Annotated in this window: 17 protein-coding genes; 6 read left to right on the plus strand and 11 right to left on the minus strand. The window is 33.5% G+C overall.

Annotated features, from left to right (window positions below):
* Positions 1 to 195: 195 nt before the first annotated feature.
* Complete coding sequence (locus tag IWX80_RS15030; protein WP_196854145.1) at positions 196 to 708, plus strand: DUF2971 domain-containing protein; 513 nt, start codon at positions 196 to 198, stop codon at positions 706 to 708.
* Between the two features lie 100 nt (positions 709 to 808).
* Entirely contained in the window at positions 809 to 1,462 is a 654-nt protein-coding gene (locus tag IWX80_RS15035; protein ID WP_196854146.1) for a Yip1 family protein, read from the plus strand.
* 723 nt (positions 1,463 to 2,185) lie between these two features.
* Here IWX80_RS15035 and IWX80_RS15040 read toward each other — a convergent pair.
* From IWX80_RS15040 to IWX80_RS15080, 9 genes are all read right to left on the minus strand, one after another.
* A complete protein-coding gene (locus tag IWX80_RS15040) occupies positions 2,186 to 3,607 on the minus strand; it encodes an FAD-dependent oxidoreductase (RefSeq protein WP_196854235.1) in 1,422 nt (473 codons plus the stop codon).
* A 336-nt stretch (positions 3,608 to 3,943) separates the two neighbouring features.
* A complete protein-coding gene (locus tag IWX80_RS15045) occupies positions 3,944 to 6,205 on the minus strand; it encodes an acyl-CoA dehydrogenase family protein (protein WP_196854147.1) in 2,262 nt (753 codons plus the stop codon).
* Positions 6,206 to 6,342: 137 nt separating this feature from the next.
* A complete protein-coding gene (locus IWX80_RS15050) occupies positions 6,343 to 7,275 on the minus strand; it encodes a transglutaminase (RefSeq protein WP_091169861.1) in 933 nt (310 codons plus the stop codon).
* Between the two features lie 21 nt (positions 7,276 to 7,296).
* Entirely contained in the window at positions 7,297 to 8,148 is an 852-nt protein-coding gene (locus tag IWX80_RS15055; RefSeq protein ID WP_196854148.1) for a substrate-binding domain-containing protein, read from the minus strand.
* The gene (locus IWX80_RS15060; RefSeq protein WP_196854149.1) at positions 8,148 to 8,675 is read right to left on the minus strand and encodes a GNAT family N-acetyltransferase; all 528 of its coding nucleotides are present in this window, start codon (positions 8,673 to 8,675) and stop codon (positions 8,148 to 8,150) included. The genes IWX80_RS15055 and IWX80_RS15060 overlap by 1 nt, the downstream gene beginning before the upstream one ends.
* Before the next feature lie 162 nt (positions 8,676 to 8,837).
* Positions 8,838 to 9,962, minus strand: a complete 1,125-nt coding sequence (locus tag IWX80_RS15065; protein ID WP_196854150.1) for an SDR family oxidoreductase — start codon at positions 9,960 to 9,962, stop codon at positions 8,838 to 8,840.
* A 94-nt stretch (positions 9,963 to 10,056) separates the two neighbouring features.
* Complete coding sequence (locus IWX80_RS15070; RefSeq protein WP_196854151.1) at positions 10,057 to 10,926, minus strand: nucleoside phosphorylase; 870 nt, start codon at positions 10,924 to 10,926, stop codon at positions 10,057 to 10,059.
* Positions 10,927 to 11,001: 75 nt separating this feature from the next.
* On the minus strand, positions 11,002 to 11,331 hold the full coding sequence (locus tag IWX80_RS15075) for a translation initiation factor (protein WP_196854152.1): 330 nt from the start codon (positions 11,329 to 11,331) through the stop codon (positions 11,002 to 11,004).
* Positions 11,332 to 11,437: 106 nt separating this feature from the next.
* On the minus strand, positions 11,438 to 12,388 hold the full coding sequence (locus IWX80_RS15080) for an isopenicillin N synthase family dioxygenase (protein WP_196854153.1): 951 nt from the start codon (positions 12,386 to 12,388) through the stop codon (positions 11,438 to 11,440).
* 171 nt (positions 12,389 to 12,559) lie between these two features.
* On the opposite strand from IWX80_RS15080, the gene IWX80_RS15085 reads away from it, so the two are divergent.
* Positions 12,560 to 14,536, plus strand: coding sequence for an alpha-ketoacid dehydrogenase subunit alpha/beta (locus tag IWX80_RS15085; RefSeq protein WP_196854154.1), 1,977 nt, complete (start codon positions 12,560 to 12,562; stop codon positions 14,534 to 14,536).
* A 206-nt stretch (positions 14,537 to 14,742) separates the two neighbouring features.
* Here the strand turns inward: IWX80_RS15085 and IWX80_RS15090 are convergent, their stop codons facing one another.
* On the minus strand, positions 14,743 to 15,636 hold the full coding sequence (locus IWX80_RS15090; protein WP_196854155.1) for a LysR family transcriptional regulator: 894 nt from the start codon (positions 15,634 to 15,636) through the stop codon (positions 14,743 to 14,745).
* A 96-nt stretch (positions 15,637 to 15,732) separates the two neighbouring features.
* Here IWX80_RS15090 and IWX80_RS15095 point away from each other — a divergent pair, with 96 nt between their 5' ends.
* Together IWX80_RS15095 and IWX80_RS15100 are read left to right on the plus strand one after the other, a co-directional pair.
* Entirely contained in the window at positions 15,733 to 16,326 is a 594-nt protein-coding gene (locus IWX80_RS15095) for an NAD(P)H-dependent oxidoreductase (protein ID WP_196854156.1), read from the plus strand.
* Between the two features lie 2 nt (positions 16,327 to 16,328).
* The gene (locus IWX80_RS15100; RefSeq protein WP_196854157.1) at positions 16,329 to 16,619 is read left to right on the plus strand and encodes a putative quinol monooxygenase; all 291 of its coding nucleotides are present in this window, start codon (positions 16,329 to 16,331) and stop codon (positions 16,617 to 16,619) included.
* 92 nt (positions 16,620 to 16,711) lie between these two features.
* Here the strand turns inward: IWX80_RS15100 and IWX80_RS15105 are convergent, their stop codons facing one another.
* Positions 16,712 to 18,256: a hypothetical protein gene (locus IWX80_RS15105; RefSeq protein WP_196854158.1), complete on the minus strand. Its 1,545-nt coding sequence runs from the start codon at positions 18,254 to 18,256 to the stop codon at positions 16,712 to 16,714.
* 154 nt (positions 18,257 to 18,410) lie between these two features.
* Here IWX80_RS15105 and IWX80_RS15110 point away from each other — a divergent pair, with 154 nt between their 5' ends.
* A complete protein-coding gene (locus IWX80_RS15110) occupies positions 18,411 to 19,586 on the plus strand; it encodes a 2-isopropylmalate synthase (protein WP_196854159.1) in 1,176 nt (391 codons plus the stop codon).
* The last annotated feature ends 16 nt before the right edge of the window (positions 19,587 to 19,602 follow it).

Raw genomic sequence — 19,602 nt, forward strand, 5'->3', positions numbered from 1 at the left:
GTATTTTGATATCATAAATTCATTTCGTTATTACAGCGTAAATCGCTTTTCTTTTGTCGTTTAGATAAGCTCGAGGATAAATTTGAAGGTTCTTCACCAAAACTTAATATTGAGTACAGAAAAAAATATTATGAGCAAATTCACAACGAATTACTTTCAATAAATTCAAAAATAGAAGTTTCTTTAGAAAAAGATTTGAAAGTTCGTCAAGGTTTCGAAGAAGAATTTAAAAAACTAAATTGTGTATGTTGTTGGAATAAAAGTAAATCTGAATCTTATGCTCTTTGGAAAATATATTCTGAAATGAATAAAGGTATCATGGTGACATCACAAATTGACAAATTAATCAATTCATTAAAAAATAATTTGACGGATGATATTCAAATTAGTGAAATTAAATATATTGATTTTGAAACTGAAATGATTCCTGATGGAAATTTAAATTATCAAATAATACATAAACATAAGGCATACTCTTATGAAGATGAATTAAGATTAATATACAAAGTTCCTGAAGTGAAGCGTATAGATTTTGATTGGAAAAAAGAAGATAATAATTCAGGAATAAACATAAAATTAGATTTGAATATATTGATTGATGATATAGTTTTGAGCCCATATTCTCCTGAATGGTTCACGGAATTAGTTCAAGACTTAATGTTAAAATATGGTTTAAATAAACAAATAAGAAAATCAATTATTAAATAAATTGGTTTAGCAGCGTTTCTCATGTAAATTATTTTTTAATTACTAAATCTTAAAAAAATCTATAATAATATACAAAACATACACATATATCTTAATAAAAATGAATGAATTAGAACATCCACTTAAAAGGACTCAAATCTCTGAGAAAGATATTTTTATAAAATTATTGACATCTCCAAGAGAAGCTTTTAAATTTATAAATGATTACAAATTTGAGAAATATTTGTACGTTTTATTATTTCTTGCCGGTATGGTTAGAACCTTTGATAGAGCTTCCACGAAAAATATGGGTGACAACTATTCCATTTGGACAATAATTGCAATTTGTGTGATTTTCGGAGGACTCTTCGGCTGGATTACTTATTATATTTATTCTGCACTTGTAAGTTGGACTGGTGATTGGATGAATGGAAAGGGAGATACGCAATCTATATTAAGAGTTTTTGCTTATGCTTTTTTTCCTTCTATATTTATTTTAATCTTATTAATTCCTCAAATCGCAATTTATGGAAATGAACTATTCAAATCAAATAATGATTTGTATAGTTTAGCTTCCACACAAAGTTATATATTATATTTTATTCTTTTTATTGAGTTTGCACTTGGAATTTGGTCGTTTGTATTGTGTGTTATTGGAATATCAGAAGTACAGCAATTATCTATTGGTAAATCAATCTTAAACTTATTATTGCCTGCAATATTATTTGTTTTTATTATTTTGGTTTTAGTTTTATTATTTCAAGTTATAGAATAATAATTTCAGTTTTATTTAAATGACTACTATTTTATAGAAGATGAACATGCTACCTGATTAATTACAAACGGTTAATAAATAATCTTAATTTTAACCTATCAAAAAAGCCTCTAAATTTAAGACAAAAGTTTCAAAGAAAAATTCGTCCAATTGACTTATGAGATAAAAATATATTAGTACTAGCCATAGAGCTTTGAGAAACAGTATCCCGTTTGTACAAATGGCGCAAAAGTTCGAGGAGTTTGTGAAGGGAAATTTTCCTTGAAAAGGAAATTTAAAACTAAGTCCCGAGTAAGAAAAAATTCATGAACTGTAGAAAAGATTAAAAAAACACTGATTTAGAGTGAGTCATATTAAAATAAATAGTGTATTTTCTAAGAACGGTCGATGATTTATAGTTTCATTAAAAATAATTAACTAATATTTCCGATTAAAAAAATGTGCAAAGTTCTACAAGTGAGTAATGGAAGTTATTAGAGATAGAAACTGCAAAACAACGACGAAAAATCGCAATAGAAGAACGGTATCATTGATTTATTTTTAACCCCAAAACCGCTCTGTAATCTCTAGAAGAATATTATTATTTAGGATATCACCTATTTTTTTATTGAAATAGGGATTTTTAAACCTGACAAATATTATTGATTTATATGACCGAAAAATTATAGGTTGTAGTTTGAGCGATAGAATGACTACAGATAACCTTAGATAAATCCGATTATGTTATGCGTCTTTTTTCTTTAGAATTCGTCCTCTTGGCTCATCACCCTCATAAAGCACAATTTCGGAATGCAGAAACTGTGCTGCTGCCGCTGAATCATTCACTTTTGTAGCACTGCGTTCTAACATTTCTGATTCAAACTCTGTTAATACACTTTTCCGAATTCCATCATTTCTCCATTGTGATAAAGGTCTGCAACCTCTTGAGATCATGCGAGCCAATGATAGAGCATCTAGTAGTGCTTGATTTGCACCCTGTCCTTTAAATGGACTCATTGGGTGAGCTGCATCTCCAATCAGAGTTACTTTCTGTGCTTTTGCCAATAGTTCTGGTTCTAGTAATTCCCGGTCATACACAGGATATCCAGAAATCTGAGTTTCCAGAGTCGCCTCTAAAATCTGAGGAACAGGATTGTGCCACAGAGTTCTACGACTTGCCTCTTCCTTGAGTGCATGAGGTCCTTTAGCACTTAATGCCTTAGCATCTTCCTCTAGCATTGGAAAACTCAATTGCCACATTACGGAGTCTGAAGCATATGGCATAATATAGATTCGCTCATTGCCATTGGCAGTTTGAAATACAGTAGCCGAATCCAGTAATGGACTATTAAGACCTTCAAGTGCTTTTAAAGGACAGATGCCTAATATCACGATACAATCGAGATAGCGCAAAGGACTTCTATCATCACCTATTAATAATCTCCGAACTGAACTGCGAATACCATCTGCTCCAACTACTAGATCTGCTTTAGCATTCTTGATTTTCCCATCCACTTGAAAGCTTAGATCAACACCTTTGCCGTCACATTCTTTAAAATCTACTAACTGATGTCCCCACTGCACCGAATCCTGTCTGCCGAGTTGTTGAAGTAACGCTAAGCGTAGAGATTGTCGTGCGATATGGATATTGGTACGTTTTTGAAAAGTTTTCGCATCTGATTGTATCCACTTTCTTATTCCCCATTCACCAATAACTTTTCCTTCTGTAGTATGAACCAAATGTCTTGTTGAAATTACCCCTTCTTCTAATGAAAAAATACCCAAACCTTCAATTGCTTTACTGGCTTGTTGCAAAGTTAGTCCGTAGCCCTGAGATCTGGCCTCGAAATTATCATCGCGCTCATAAAGGGTAAAAGGAATTCCGCGATGCAAACAGGCCACAGCAAGAGCTACTCCGCCAATACCGCCACCAATAATGGCAAGATGTGGATAGTTTTCTTTATCTGCTAAAGGGGGTCTGGACGAACGAAGCAGTCCAGATCCGGAACATTTGGGGCAGGAGTGAAGGTGACCTTTAGGGGGAACTGGAGTGGTCCCTTCGCCATTAGTCTTTTCAAACTGGTCTAATGCCATCTGATAGTGGAGTCGCGCTTTCTTAGTTAGTCCTCGACTTTTCTTGCCTCGTCCTTGACATTCTAGGCACATAGTCCAGCTTGATTCTTTATTTTCCAATTTTTTACTTCCTATTTTATTTAAACTTTTTTATTGTTTTTCTCTTAAAGAAAAAACGTGGCCGTTACAATTGATGCTGGATTTAAAAATAATTTAGTTATTAATATCTAATTACTTCTATCTAGTTTAACGTGAAAATTTTATTTTTTTTTAAAATTACATCTTGTGGCAGTTTCGTAATTTTAAGACAAAAGAATAGCGTTGCAAAATTACTTTATTCAATTTAAAACAGAAAGGATTTATCAGCGCTAATTATTCGAAAATAGTTTCTTTCAAACTATGCAATCCTTTATTAGAATAAAGCTTATATTAATCTAAAGCAATTGGAGCTGCAAGACAACTATCCGGAATGTCAAATGCTTTTACTAATGAAACAGCATCCGGCCTGATTTCCCAACAAAGCTGATTCACCATCTTACGAATGGCTTTCGTTTTTGCAGCTTCCATATAACCATCTTCGAGATACCATCCTTTATTTTTTTCCATTTGTGAAAGGGCATACAATTGACACAATTGAGTCATTATTTCCTTACTTTTCTTGTCCTCTATAGCTTCAATGGCTTTTTGAAACTGCTCTAGAACAATTCGTTCGATATACGCCTCAGCTACATCAATCATTTGATGTTGCACCACATTAAAAGCATCATAAGGTTCAAGTCCGCTATCAATTAGTTTTTTTAATCGCTTTGCTGCCGATGCCAATATTGTTTTTTCTCGATATTGGAAAGCGCTAAAGTGAAATTCATCATCTAATAAATGAGTTTCCTCAGTTTTGCGAGTTACAATTGGATTTTTTTCAGAAATCGCAGTTTTGGCATTTTCAAAAACGTAGTTAATTATTCCCATAGCATCCATTTCACCAAATGCCTTGCGAAATTCTGACAATCGATTCTTAGCAACTAATTGCATTAAGACGGTATTGTCTCCTTCAAAAGTAGTGTAGATTTCGGTATCATTTTTCAACGCATCGATTCTATTTTCGGATAAATATCCTTTACCACCGCAGGCTTCGCGACATTCTTGTAAAACATCCGTGGTACTCCACGTTGAGTAGGCTTTCATTCCGGCTGCCAAGGCTTCAATTTCTGGCATTTCCGATTCTGTTCTAGCAATATAACGATTCGTCACGTATTGCAAAGCAAAATGTATCGCATACGTTTTTGCCAACAATGGAATCAATCTTCGTTGATGCATTCGATAATTCAAGATTGGAACTTCTGAGCCTCCTTCGGGTCCAAATTGCCTGCGTTTGTCGCTATAATTTATCGCTATTGTCAATCCTGATTTGGCTGCAGCCAAAGCTGATCTCGGAATCCCAATTCGACCACCGACCAAAGTACCCAGCATCGTAAAAAACCGTCGATTGTCACTTGGAATCGGACTTTCAAATTTTCCTTCTTCGTTTACCGAGGCAAATCGATCCAACATGTTTTCTTTTGGAATAACCACATTTTCAAAACGAATGCTCCCGTTATCAACGCCATTAAGTCCCATTTTAAGTCCGCAATCACCAATTGTGATTCCTTCCAGGATTTTGCTGTTTATATCTCGTATTGGAACAATAAAAGCATTCACACCGTAATCTATTTCATCAATAATTAATTTGGCAAAAACTGTCGCCATCTGACCATGAACTGCTGCGTTACCAATGTATTCTTTCTGCGCCTTTTCATGCGGTGTATGAATGGTAAAAGTTTGGTCATTATGGTTGTACGTTGCCGTTGTTTCTAAACCTTTTACATTCGAACCATGATTGGTTTCAGTCATGGCAAAACAGCCGGGTAACTGGAGTGAACCAATATCCTTTAAATATTTACTATAATGTTTTTCGGTTCCAAGGGATTGTATACTCATTCCCCAAAGCCCGAATTGTACTCCAAATTTGATTACCAAACTTAAATCATGATAGCTTAACGTTTCCATAATCGCAAAATAATCGGCTATGTTTTCGCCACCTCCGTATTGTTTTGGATACGCCATGTTTCCTAAATTTTCGTCTGCAAGGATTTTACACCATTCGTATACTTTTTCACGATATACGGCAGTGTCAGTCGAATTTTCATAAGCAAATTTAGGCCCGCTAATGATTGATTTTACCTTCTCAATAATTGTGGACTGTTCTCCATCCAGAATTCGGGTTAGTTTTTCAATTTCGAATGTATGGGCAGATTGGTAATTTGAAGTAAAGGTTTTTGACCTTGTTTTAAAATTTCCAATTGCTTCTTCTCCTAAAATTCCCAAATCATTCTCCAATTGAAGAAAATCAGCTGCGTGATCTTCGATATAAGAATCGTTTTCAGCAAGCACCATAGAAACTTCAAATATAGATTTCAGCAAAGGATTTTGATGAATAACAGTATCAATTTCACCTTTCCATTCAGCAAGTTGTGCTCGTGAAGGCGGAACACATATCGCTACTTTTGAAAGAAGAAATTCTTGTTCTTTTTCGGAAATCCAGCGTTGTGAACTTATAAATTCTTGTAACGTAACGAATTCTTTTTGAGATAAAAGGTCATCCGACCAAACGAGATAAAAAAATGGGATAAAGGCCTTTAATTTTGAATTTTCCATAGCAAACTTTAATTAAAATAATAATTTCAGTTTGGTTAAGATAGGGAAATTAATTGACTAAAAGTGAGGAATATTGCTATACTTGAAAATTTGGATGGGAATAGGATCCGGTTTTTTAACCAAAAAGGGCATGAAAATTAATCCAATGTCAAAGCTCCAAGAATTTCTTCAGACATGAAAGGTCCACCAGGATATTTGGCCGTATAATCCAGATTCATCCAGATTTGGCCACGTTCATCAACGTGATAATGAAGTTTATTTTCATTACTTTCATTGACAAATAGTACATTTTTGATTAGAAAATTGACTTTTTCTAAATCAGTGAGAGATCCTATCAGTATTTCCGGGTAAATGTGGCCTGTAGTATGAATTAATCGGGGAGTTCCACCAATAGACTTAATTGCGGCAGCCATTAGTATCGAATGATCATCACAATCTCCAGAAAAATAAAGCAGTGATTCCGTAGCAGTTGCGATATAATCTCGTGCTTTTGGATCACTTACGTAGTTCCATCGGCTGTTTATTTCCTTAAAAACGGCGAAGCATTGTATGATGGTTCTGTAATCAGAATATCCTTTTATGTCTTTAAAATGTTTTGTAGTAGCCATAACTGCAAAATTCCTGATTTTAGGATTTTGATATTCTATGGCATTGATAATTTTTGATTTATTGGGAAACGGAAGCAACTTTGCAATAATAATATCTTGTGGATATGGATTGTCAGACATCGTGTACATTATCGAATTATAATCTTCAAAAACGCTGTTAAATCCATAGTTTCCAATTGTAGAACCGTACACTAAAACCAATAAATAGAGAATAATACAAAAGAGAATAATCGTTCTCAAGAATCGAAGGATGATTTGAATTATTACAATCATCACCAAAAACAGTACTACTCTGTCAATATTCAGAAACCAATTTGGGTTAATTAAATTTTGATGAACAATGATAAATAATGGAATAGCAATTAATATGTTCAGGATAAAAATAATAACGTCATCCCAAGGTTTTTTGACCTGGAATCGCTGTTTAATACCCTGAAAATTAATTTCTTTTATTTTTATCATAGTAAAAATAAAAACAGAAATCTAGACTGTTTTTACAATATCCTCAAAAGTACCTTTTTTATCGATAATTTTAAGTTGAAAAAGTTGATTTTGAACTTTGTTTAACATTTCTGCTGATAATGGCTTTTGTGACCATTGTGTTAACGATAGCCATTCTTGAATATCTTCTATTTTTTGGTGGTAATTTGAAGCCAACGTTTTGTCAATACTTGGAATATCTTTGAATTCCTGCGTAGTTTGATTAATGATCTCCAGAATTTTTGTAATAAGAACTGGATTGTTTTCCAAAACTTCTTCTCGAACTGCTATTACAAAACAAGGCCAAGGAGTAGGGCAATCAGCAATTCTTCTGAAAATACCTTTATCGACTAATGGTTTAGTCATAAAACGTTCCCACATAAAATAATCTGCCGTTCCATTTGTCAACGCTTCAACAGCGCCGTCGATAGTATTTACGATTTCAAATTCCAGATTATCAGTTTTCCATCCTTGATTATCCGCATTGACATACGCCATTAATTGAGAACCAGAACCCAATCTGGAAATGGCAACTTTTTTGTTTTTTAAATCAGCTAACGTCTTATAATTAGAGTTTGCCGCTACGTGAATTCCCCAAATTAATGGGCTTTCCACATACACCTGAACTATTTTGCTTGGATTTCCTGCAATGATATCTTTTACAATTCCTTCGGTTAGGATTACCGCAATATCAGTTTCACCATCACGAAGCATTTGGCACATTTTTCCAGTTCCTTCGGGAACATCGGTCCATTGTAAATCGATATTTTGTTTTTCGAAATCTCCGTTTTCTATGGCTAAATGCCAAGGAAGATTGAAATGTTCTGGAACTCCAGCTATTTTTATTGTTTTCATTATAAGTTAGGATTTTTTAATTCGTACCAATTCCAAGAAACACCGTCTTCCAGATATTTTTCAGTCATTTTCAGTCCAATTTTTTGCAATATTCTGTTTGATGCGATATTGGCAGTATGCGCTGCGGCTTCCATAATTTTGATATTCATTACATTAAAACCATAATCCAGCCAAGCAAAACTGGCTTCACTTGCATATCCTTTGCCCCAGAATTTTTCGTTTAAGCGATAGCCAATATCGTAGAAATGAATTTTATTATTGACCATTTCGGTGTTGTATTTTAATCCGGCCCAACCAATTAATTCATTAGTTTCTTTCAAAATAACAACAAATCGTCCAATATTATTTTGAATATATTGCGTTCTTACAGATTTGATATACGAATGTACTTCGCTGATATCCGTTAATGGTTTGTTCCAAAGATATTGATGTACCTTAGGATTGCTGTCCATTTCAAATAAAGATTCCGCATCTGAAGCGAGCATTTCTCTTAAAATTAATCGGTCGGTTTCTAAAATAAGATTCATGTTTATGTTGAAAATTTGATGTTGAACGATTTAGCCCCGATAGCAGTGAAAATCCTTTTTCTTTTTTCTTTAAAAAGGAAAAGATTACTTCACCATACTTTTATTTTTATTTGAGCTCAGTGAATTTCATTTGTAACGTATAGCAGGAAATAGCTCCTAAAATTACACATTAATATCTTTAAAATTATTTAATCTCGCATACCTAATCATATTAGTGAAAGCTTCCTGATCCAATTTGGGTATTTCCAGAATAGAATTCAGCAAAGTCGTATCATATTCATTCGCAGCTGTTGTAAAATAAGGGCTTAAGTGTTTTCCAATACTTTCATAATACAATTTTTCGATTGTGTTTTTATATTTAAAGTCTAACGAATTTTGTATTAAAGTAAAATTGGTATAGCCAACTTCCTTCATAATCAATCGCAGTCCATTTACCATATTAAAACTCTTATTATGTACAATATTAAGCTGTTCTATATCGTCTCTTTGAAATATAATTACAATCACTTTTGCGACATAATCGACAGGAATAATATTCAAAACGGTGTCTTCATTGACAATAAAACGCACATTTTCTTGATTTCCTTTTCGTTGGGAAGTGAAGTGAAAGAATTTAGCCAAAAGATAAAAAACCATATATTTCGATATAAAATACGGATTTTCGGTTCCTAACATTTTACCTCCAATCACACTTGGACGTAAAATTTGAAAAGGCAAATTTATTTTTTTACATTCTTGGGCTATAAAATTTTCCGAGTGGAATTTAGAATTCTCATAAGCATTGCGATGCTCCGGTTCGAATCCTAAACTATGAAAATCATTGTCTATTAATCCTTTTCGGTTTCCAGATGAAAAAGCAGTTCCGATGTAAATAAACTTTTTTATGAAAGGATGAAATAGATTGAAAATGGATTTTGTGATTTTGGTATTTTCGTCAAAAATCTTTTCGCGTTGCTCTTCATCAGTAGATAAATTTACGAATCCAGCTGAATGAATGAAATAAGCACCTTTTATTTGGCTTGAAAAAGTGTCCTGAATAACAGCCAAATCAGTATCAATGATTTCAATGTATTCGTGCAGTTTTGCGATGCCTTTGTCTTTTATAATTTTTGGCGTATAACTGCTGGATAAGAGCTCGTTTATGCGATCTAAAGCGGATTTTTTGCCTTTATTTCGTGCAATTATAAAAAGTTTTCCATCCATTTTAGTATTGATGAAAAGTTCCAGAATTTCGTACATGATGTGAGATCCCAGAACTCCTGTTGCACCTGTAAGTATTATTTTCATTAGCGTTTTGTTCTAAAAACAAATGTAGTTTTAAAAAAATTAAACAGCACTTTTTTAAAACTACAAATGGGTCCGGTTTTGAAAATTAATTTCTCTATCCTAAAGCAATTTTTTCTAATGTATACGCGATCAATTCATCAACGGCTTTGTACGGATTTTCACTAAAAGTTCCCGAAGCACGATTGGCAATAATAGCGTTAAGTGATAATGCATTGTGTCCTAAAAGTGCCGAAAGTCCATAAATTGCTGCGGTTTCCATTTCTAAGTTTGTGATTTGGTTGTCACCAAATTCAAAATTATCCATTTTAGAATTCAATTCTTCATCTTGAATATTTAAACGCAACACGCGACCTTGTGGACCGTAAAAACCACCAGCAGTTGCGGTAATTCCTTTGTGCATCTTGTCGCTTTCAACGATTTTTTCCAGTTTTTCGGAACAAGCGATTACGTATGGTTTACCTTTTCGTAAATCCCAATTGGTGTGTTTCACAAAAGCATCTTCCATTTCCAGATTCGAAACTTCGTCAATCAAATAGGAGCGGAGCATGTTATCCAATCCTAATCCGAATTTAGACAACACAAAACTGTCCACAGGAATATCGGCTTGTAAAGAACCCGAAGTCCCAATGCGGATGATGTTTAAAGAAGTTAGTTTTTCTTTTGGTTGGCGGGTTTCCAAATCAATATTGACCAAAGCATCTAGCTCATTGATGACGATATCGATATTATCAGGACCAATTCCTGTGGACATTACTGTAATTCGCTTGCCTTTGAAAATCCCGGTTTGGGTTTTGAATTCTCTTTTTTGTGTCGAAAATTCAATGCTGTCAAAAAATTGTGTGATTTTCTCCACGCGATTTTGATCTCCTACAAAGATGATATCGTGTGCAATATGTTCTGGTTTTAAATTCAAATGGTATACGCTACCGTCTGGATTCAATATTAATTCTGATGATTGTATCATTAATTTTTTTGTTTAAATGTTTAAGGTTTCAAGTTGCTCAACTGAATGCTAATAGCTAAACTCTGAACACTTTTTCTAACCTCCAACTCGTTTTACTTTAAATCCTTTTTCTTTTAAAATAGTCATTATTTTATCACGATAATCACCTTGAATAATAATAGAATCGTCTTTGAAAGTTCCGCCAACGCTCAATTTTGTTTTTATTTCTTTGGCCAAAATTTTAAAATCTTCGTCGGTTCCTTCATAACCTTCAATTATAGTGGTCGCTTTTCCTTTTCGTTTTTCAAATTTGCAAATCATAGCTTCTTTTTGAACATATAATTCGTGCGCCACTTCTTCAATAGCTTCCTCCGGCGATGGCTCGTGATCTGGAAAAAGGTTTTTTAATTGATCTTGTAAATCCATAACAGTCTATATTTTGAACGCAGATAATGCTGATTTAAATTGGTAAAAAACAAAAGACATTAAGCATAAACTTAATGTCTTTTAGTATTTGACGTAAATTTAAGTTTTATTTTTTAATAAGGCCTAAATCTACTAAACGTTCGTATAAATAAGCTCCCGCGGTAATATCTTCGAATTTTTTTGGATTTTCAGCATCAATACAGTTTTCCAAACAATCCAATTTCATGTCACTCACCGGATGCATAAAAAACGGAATAGAATAACGTGAAGTTCCCCATAATTCTCTTGGTGGGTTTACCACTTGGTGAATCGTAGATTTCAATTTGTTATTGGTATGACGTGACAACATATCACCCACATTAATTACTAATTCATCCTGTTCAGCAATGGCATCAATCCATTCTCCGTTGTGATTTTGCACTTGTAATCCTTTTCCTTGCGCACCCATCAACAAAGTAATCAAGTTGATATCTCCGTGAGCAGCAGCACGAATAGCATTTGCTGGTTCAGAAGTAATCGGTGGATAATGAATAGGTCTTAAGATTGAATTTCCGTCTTTAGCATATTGGTCAAAATAAAATTCATCTAAACCAAGGTGTAAAGCCAAAGCTCTCAAAACATAAACTCCTGTTTTTTCCAGCATTTGGTAGGCTTCTTTACCTACAATATTAAAACGGGGAAGTTCTTTAACTTCAACATTTTCTGGGTATTCCGAAGCGTATTTTGAATCTTCAGACACATATTGTCCAAAGTGCCAAAACTCCTTCAAATCACCTTCTTTTCTGCCTTTGGCATGCTCTGTTCCAAAAGAAACATACCCTCTTTGTCCGCCAATGCCAGGGATTTCATAACTGTGTTTTGTTTCTAAAGGTAAAGCGAAAAAATTTCTGATTTCACCATACAATTCATCAACCAACTGGTCGTTTAAAAAATGCCCTTTGAGTGCTACGAAGCCAATATCTTCAAATGCACTTCCGATTTCATTTACAAATTTTTGTTTACGTTTCGGGTCGTCCGAAAGGAAATCACGCAAGTCAACACTAGGAATGTTTTGCATACTTTTAAATATTTTTTAATAACTTGAAGGTCAAAAACCTTGCAGATACAAATGTAAAGAATAATTTTATATCTGAATTTTAAAACTTATAAACAATATAAAAAAATATAACAAAATAATACTAAACTGTTATATTTTTTTATCTTTGAACCATACTATAAAACCGAAAAAATGATCTTCGATAGAAAAAATCTTACTGACAATCAATTATTAGATTTATATAAAAGAATACTCAAACCAAGGCTGATAGAAGAGAAAATGTTGATTCTTATTCGTCAGGGAAAGGTATCTAAATGGTTCTCTGGAATTGGTCAAGAGGCTATTTCTGTTGGAGTTACAGCAGTTTTAGATTCAGATGAATACATTTTGCCAATGCATAGAAATCTTGGCGTTTTCACCGGAAGAGATATTCCTTTGTACCGTCTTTTTTCACAATGGCAGGGCAAAGCCAATGGTTTTACTAAAGGTCGTGATCGCAGTTTTCACTTTGGAACACAACAATACAAGATTATTGGAATGATTTCGCATTTAGGTCCGCAATTAGGCGTTGCTGACGGAATCGCTTTGGCCAATAAACTCAAAAAAAATGGAAAAGTAACCGCAGTTTTTACTGGTGAAGGAGCAACAAGCGAAGGGGATTTTCATGAAGCGTTGAATATTGCTTCGGTTTGGGAATTGCCGGTAATGTTTGTTATAGAAAATAACGGTTATGGATTATCAACTCCTACAAATGAACAATATCGCTGCGAAAACCTTGCTGATAAAGGGAAAGGCTACGGAATGGAAAGCCATATTGTTGATGGAAATAATATACTTGAAGTGTTTAATTTGTTATCCGAATTGAAGGCTTCGATGAAAAAAAATCCACGTCCGGTTTTATTAGAATTCAAAACCTTCAGAATGCGCGGACATGAAGAGGCGAGTGGGACCAAATATGTTCCGCAAGAGTTAATGGACATGTGGGCGATAAAAGATCCAGTAGAAAATTACAGAAAATATTTAACCGAAAACGGAGTTCTTACCGCCGATTTTGATGCGACTTTACAAGCTGAAATAAAGGAGGATATTGATGAAAGTCTGGCTATTGCCAATGCTGAACCGGAGATAGAATCATCATTAAGTGAAGAGTTAAATGATGTTTATAAACCGCATGCATTTGAACACGTTAAGCCATCTGAAGAAAAAGAAAATATTCGTTTTATAGATTCTATTTCGAACAGTTTGCGTGAATCAATGGAACGTCATGAAAACTCCGTAATCATGGGTCAGGATATTGCTGAATATGGCGGAGCTTTCAAAATTACTGATGGTTTTGTAGCGCAGTTTGGTAAAGAACGTGTTATCAATACGCCAATTTGCGAAAGTGCCGTGGTTTCGGCAGGAATGGGATTATCAATCAATGGATACAAAGCGATTGTGGAAATGCAGTTTGCTGATTTTGTTTCCACAGGATTTAATCCAATTGTGAATTTATTAGCCAAATCTCATTACCGTTGGTTAGAAAAAGCAGATGTTGTAGTCCGAATGCCTTGCGGTGGCGGAACACAAGCAGGGCCTTTTCACTCGCAAACTAATGAAGCTTGGTTTACCAAAACACCAGGTTTAAAAGTGGTTTATCCAGCATTTCCTTATGATGCGAAAGGATTATTGAATACTTCCATAAACGACCCGAATCCGGTATTATTCTTTGAACACAAGCAATTATACAGAAGCGTTTACCAAGATGTCCCTACCGATTATTATACGATTCCATTAGGAAAAGCGGCTTTGTTGAAAGAAGGTGCTGATGTTACTGTCATTTCGTTTGGAGCAGCGGTGCATTGGGCTTTGGATACTTTATCAAAAAATCCTGAAATTTCTGCTGATTTATTGGATTTGAGAACTTTACAACCTTTAGATACCGAAGCTATTTTTGCATCGGTAAAGAAAACGGGAAGAGTGATTATTTATCAGGAAGACAGCATGTTCGGAGGAATTGCCAGTGATATTTCGGCAATGATAATGGAAAATTGTTTCAAATACTTAGATGCTCCTGTAAAACGAGTGGCAAGTTTAGACTCTCCAATTCCTTTTACAAAAGCTCTGGAAGATCAATATTTGCCGAAAGGCAGATTCGAAAATGATCTGAAAGAACTTTTGGCATACTAAGAATTACAATTAGGTTATTTTTAGAGTTTTAATTCTAAAAATAACCTAATATCCAATAGATAATAATAAAAATTAGAATTGTGCCAAAACAGCCACCGCCGAGTTTTTTGGCTCCGTAACCTGCTAATATTGTTTTGAAAAATCCATTCATAAGTTTAAAATTTAATGATTTATAAAATTAAACTATATTTCCAGAATAACAAATTTTAGTTCAAATCGATGAAAATTTTCTTAATCAAAGCGATTTCTTCCTCATACATTGTTTTTTTTCTGGTTGCAAAATAAAGCGTATTTTTTAACGGTGTTTTCCCTTCCCAAATCAGTTTGATCGTTCCATTGTCAATTTCTTTACGGCAAAGAAAATCAGGAACAACAGCCAATCCTTTACCACTGCTCAAACAACGTATAATCGAATTTAGATTTGGAACTATATAATTAGGTCTGAAATCAGGATGTTTATTGAAATTTAATTGCCAGAAACGACGTAAATGTTCCATATCTCCCGTAGTTCCGTACCATTTTTGTTGCTTTAGCCAAAGTTCAATTGCTTGAATATCTCCCTTTTTTGCTATCGAATTGAATTCAAAATCGTCAATTTCGCTTCCACCAACAAGTACAATAGTTTCAGATGAAAATGCCTGATATTCAATTGCGTTTTTAACGACCATTTGGGGAGTGATAATTAAATCGAGAATTCCTTTTTCAAGATTTTCTACCATTTCCGGATATTCCCCAAACTGAATAATAACATTAAATGGTAACGTCGAAATATACTGTTCTAGTGTGATTTGGAATGTCTCAAAACACATTCCCACACTTATCGTTGGCGTATTTTTCTCGGTGCTTCTTTGAAAATTTTTCTCGGCCTCTTCCAGTTTGGTTAATGCTTCAATTATAAAATTGTAGAGCACTTTTCCTTTTTCGGTGGGAACCATTTTCCGACCTGTTCGGTCAAATAATTTATAACCTACATAATTTTCCAAGGAACTCAAATGCAGACTCACGCCAGGTTGTGAAATAAATAATTCTTCCGCAGCATTTGTTAAAGTTCCTGTTTTGTAAACCGCTTTAAACGTTCGATACCATTCTAAATTCACCATAACTATTATAATTATGATACAAAGGTATGAATTATGTTATTTTAATAATAGAAATTCTAGTTATAACTTTGCACCATCAAATTAAAAATGCAAATCATGACAAAAATATTTATAATCAATGGCGGACAAAAGTTTGGCCATTCCGGAGGACGATTTAATGAAACCATTTCGAATGAAACTTTGAATTTTTTCAAAAGCAATAGTGATTTTGAAGTAAAAACAACGAACATAAATGATGACTATGTTCCTGCTGCGGAAGTGGATAAATTTGTTTGGGCAGATGTAATTATTTATCACACACCAATATGGTGGTTCCAGTTGCCACATGGATTTAAAAAATACATTGATGTTGTTTTCACTGAAGGTCATGCCAAAGGAATTTATAAAAGTGACGGTCGTTCAGCGGAAAATCCGACAATCAATTACGGAACAGGAGGAATGCTTCATGGCAAAAAATATATGTTAACCACTTCTTGGAATGCTCCAAAAGAAGCTTTTACTTTACCGGGAGAATTTTTCAATCAGCACAGTGTGGATGAAGGACCATTATTTGGTTTTCACCGAATGAACGCTTTTACAGGCATGCAACCGTTAAAAAGTATTCACTTTCATGATATTGAAAAAAATGCAAATGTTGAAAATGATCTTAAAGTATATCAAAACCATTTAACACAACTATTTTTAAATTAAATATGGCAATCAATCTAACAGTTATTCTAAAAAGTAAACCGGAAAATACAGCTATAGTAAAATCGCTATTACTGGAATTAGTTGAAAAATCAACTCAAGAAGCGGCTTGCGAACAATACGATTTGCATCAAAATTGTGATGATGCCAATACTTTTATTTTTCATGAAATTTGGGAAAATCAAAACGGTTTAGACAGCCACAATCAGCAATCTTATATTCAATCTTTTTTTGAAAAAGCAAAAACATTGTTGCAAGAAACTCCAATTGTTTTTAGAACGGACAAATTAGCGTAATAATTGAGGGTATTATTCTTTGATATTTCAATTTTTAAAAAATATAAGTTAACAAAAAGGAGGTTTTTAACCTCCTTTAGTCATATAAAGTCTTATCGATTAATCAATTTCGCTTTTTCTTTAATAATAGTGCTGATTTTTCGGTTTTCAATTTTGCTTTCAAGCCAAGAAATAATATCGAGATAAAGGAAAGCTCTTTTTTCATACGTGTTTTTTTCCAATTCTATAAAGCGCGCTCTCATTTTTACAAATTCCTTTTTGATATCTGTTGGATAAATGGAGTTTAAATTCTTCAAAAATTTAATGATTTCTTTTTGCACTTCATGTAAATCATTCATTTTGATTAGGAATTTATAGGTGTTCTTCAACTGATTTTCCAGATAATAATCTTTGCCTAATTCGTAATGCGCTATCAAACAAAGTATTCTGGCAAAACACATCAAATCTTCTCGCATCGAAAGATTTTTATTGTTTATTATTTTCTCTAAATAAAAGATACACTCCGCATATTTTTCGTTCCCAAAATAAATTGACGCAAATTTATAATAGAACAACATTTCGTGATGTTCATCAAGGTGGTCCGAGTGAATTTTTAATTTATTTAATACTTCAGGAATTAAGTATTCGCTTTCGGCAAAAGTACCTTCAAGAATATGGTAATTCAATTTATTATTATAGACATATAAAAATGATAAAGACGCAATGTTGTCATTCACTGGGAAATGAGAATCTTTGATGGTATCTTCCAGCAGCTCTAAATACTTTTTGAATTTAGATTTGTACTTCAACATGTATAAAGATTCTAATAAATAATGGTTTCCTTTTAGGAAAAACACAGGATTTAAATGAATCATACTTGGATTATCATAAAACAGCGTCACCCATTTTAAAGAATATTTGTAACAGGAAAGAAAATCCTGCACCAGAAAACTTCTCCAAAGATTGGCGTTATAAAACCAGTATTTTTCCCTAAATCCGAATTTTTTCTCATCAAATTTAGAAATATGCTTATGGAAATAATCGTCTATATATTTGTATTCCTCATCACTTTTTACATAACCGGTTTTAAGCATTATCCCATACAATTGCAGCGATAAATTAGATAATTTACTGGAAATGGTATTGCGATAATTGAGTTCTTTGGCCTGAATAACCAATTCATCTGCTCGTCCTTGAATACTTCGGGTTATGTATTGTGATTCAATAAGTTTTTCGAATTCTACAATTTCATAAGCCATCAGTTTTTCGTCATTCTCTAAAGCTAAAATCTTTGTTTTATCCAAAATTTTTAAACTCTGCTTGTATAACCCTTTATTGTACAATATGGCAGCAAAATCAATTTGTTCTCTTAGCTGATAGCGAATGTTCTGGCTGGGAATATTCAATCGGATGCTGACCAAAATTTGCTTATACAAATATGATTTTAGATTCGATAATTGTACTTTTTTAATGATACCACTTTTGAGAATAAGCTTTTCATCATAGACTTCTGATTTGTCTAAAATATTGAATAATTCGATGAATTTTGTATTGGAACTAGTTTCTAATCGGCTTGCAAAAATCTTGAATTGTCTTTTTTCAGATTTTGAAAGTGATTTTATTAATACAAATAAGAAATCTTTTTGATGGTTAGCCATTGTAGAATATAGTAACTTAATTTACTGTTAATCAAGTATTTATAAAGTTATTGTTTGCTTTATAAACAGTATATTTCATTAAATTGAGTTTTATAATAAAGTAATGAAAGATATTTTTGTTATCAAGTTGTGAAATTACATTAAATAAATGAAAATGAATAGAGAGAAAGTTCAAATTTTTGATACCACTTTGAGAGATGGCGAACAGGTTCCAGGATGTAAGTTAGATACCAATCAAAAACTCGTTATAGCAAATCGACTGGATGAAATGGGTGTTGACATTATTGAAGCTGGTTTTCCTGTGTCAAGTCCGGGTGATTTTTTATCTGTTTCAGAAATAAGTAAAGTTGTCAAAAATGCTATTGTTTGCGGATTGACAAGAGCGGTAAAAAATGATATTGATGTTGCGGCTCAGGCATTAAAATATGCAAAAAGACCTCGCATACATACTGGAATAGGAACTTCGGAATCACATATTGTCCACAAATTAAATACAACAAGAGAAGATATTATTGCCCGAGCAAAATTTGCTGTTTCACATGCCAAATCGTATGTTGAAGATGTAGAATTTTATGCCGAAGATGCTGGTAGAACGGACAATGAATTTTTGGCTCGAGTCTGTGAAGAAGTGATTAAATCAGGTGCCACCGTACTTAATATTCCGGATACAACAGGTTATTGCTTGCCGGAAGAATATGGTGCAAAAATTAAGTATTTAAAAGAAAACGTCAAAGGGATTGAAAACGTAATCCTATCATGTCACTGTCATAATGATTTAGGAATGGCCACAGCAAATTCAATTGCAGGAGCTGTAAATGGAGCCAGACAAATAGAATGTACGATAAATGGAATAGGCGAAAGAGCTGGAAACACTGCCCTTGAAGAAGTGGTGATGATTTTCAAACAACATCCGTATTTGAATTTAGATACGAATATCAATACACGTCAGTTGAATGAAATGAGCCGATTGGTTTCTGAAAGTATGGGAATGATGGTGCAGCCCAATAAAGCAATTGTTGGTGCGAACGCTTTTGCACACAGCTCCGGAATTCATCAGGATGGTGTGATAAAAAATAGAGCTACTTATGAAATCATGGATCCTTTAGAAGTAGGTGTCAATGAATCTTCAATAGTGTTAACTGCCAGAAGTGGTAGAGCAGCATTGGCTTACAGAGCCAAAAAAGTTGGATATGAACTTACAAAAGTACAATTGGATGTTGTTTATGTGGAGTTTTTAAAGTTTGCCGATATTAAAAAGGAAGTTATTGATGATGACATCCATCAAATAATTGAAGCCTGTAAAATGAATAAGGAAATGCTCCTTAACTAAAATATTTTGATTTCTA

Origin of the sequence: Flavobacterium sp. CAN_S2, from assembly GCF_015752255.1 — a bacterium.
Classification (GTDB): domain Bacteria; phylum Bacteroidota; class Bacteroidia; order Flavobacteriales; family Flavobacteriaceae; genus Flavobacterium.

What these genes read in the sequence shown, in the direction of transcription:
- IWX80_RS15075 (WP_196854152.1), bottom strand. Translation starts at nt 11,331, where the DNA reads ATGGATTTACAAGATCAATTAAAAAACCTTTTTCCAGATCACGAGCCA.
- IWX80_RS15040 (WP_196854235.1), bottom strand. Translation starts at nt 3,607, where the DNA reads ATGTGCCTAGAATGTCAAGGACGAGGCAAGAAAAGTCGAGGACTAACT.
- IWX80_RS15045 (WP_196854147.1), bottom strand. Translation starts at nt 6,205, where the DNA reads ATGGAAAATTCAAAATTAAAGGCCTTTATCCCATTTTTTTATCTCGTT.
- IWX80_RS15070 (WP_196854151.1), bottom strand. Translation starts at nt 10,926, where the DNA reads ATGATACAATCATCAGAATTAATATTGAATCCAGACGGTAGCGTATAC.
- IWX80_RS15065 (WP_196854150.1), bottom strand. Translation starts at nt 9,962, where the DNA reads ATGAAAATAATACTTACAGGTGCAACAGGAGTTCTGGGATCTCACATC.
- IWX80_RS15090 (WP_196854155.1), bottom strand. Translation starts at nt 15,636, where the DNA reads ATGGTGAATTTAGAATGGTATCGAACGTTTAAAGCGGTTTACAAAACA.
- IWX80_RS15085 (WP_196854154.1), top strand. Translation starts at nt 12,560, where the DNA reads ATGATCTTCGATAGAAAAAATCTTACTGACAATCAATTATTAGATTTA.
- IWX80_RS15100 (WP_196854157.1), top strand. Translation starts at nt 16,329, where the DNA reads ATGGCAATCAATCTAACAGTTATTCTAAAAAGTAAACCGGAAAATACA.
- IWX80_RS15050 (WP_091169861.1), bottom strand. Translation starts at nt 7,275, where the DNA reads ATGATAAAAATAAAAGAAATTAATTTTCAGGGTATTAAACAGCGATTC.
- IWX80_RS15055 (WP_196854148.1), bottom strand. Translation starts at nt 8,148, where the DNA reads ATGAAAACAATAAAAATAGCTGGAGTTCCAGAACATTTCAATCTTCCT.
- IWX80_RS15035 (WP_196854146.1), top strand. Translation starts at nt 809, where the DNA reads ATGAATGAATTAGAACATCCACTTAAAAGGACTCAAATCTCTGAGAAA.
- IWX80_RS15095 (WP_196854156.1), top strand. Translation starts at nt 15,733, where the DNA reads ATGACAAAAATATTTATAATCAATGGCGGACAAAAGTTTGGCCATTCC.
- IWX80_RS15080 (WP_196854153.1), bottom strand. Translation starts at nt 12,388, where the DNA reads ATGCAAAACATTCCTAGTGTTGACTTGCGTGATTTCCTTTCGGACGAC.
- IWX80_RS15110 (WP_196854159.1), top strand. Translation starts at nt 18,411, where the DNA reads ATGAATAGAGAGAAAGTTCAAATTTTTGATACCACTTTGAGAGATGGC.
- IWX80_RS15060 (WP_196854149.1), bottom strand. Translation starts at nt 8,675, where the DNA reads ATGAATCTTATTTTAGAAACCGACCGATTAATTTTAAGAGAAATGCTC.
- IWX80_RS15105 (WP_196854158.1), bottom strand. Translation starts at nt 18,256, where the DNA reads ATGGCTAACCATCAAAAAGATTTCTTATTTGTATTAATAAAATCACTT.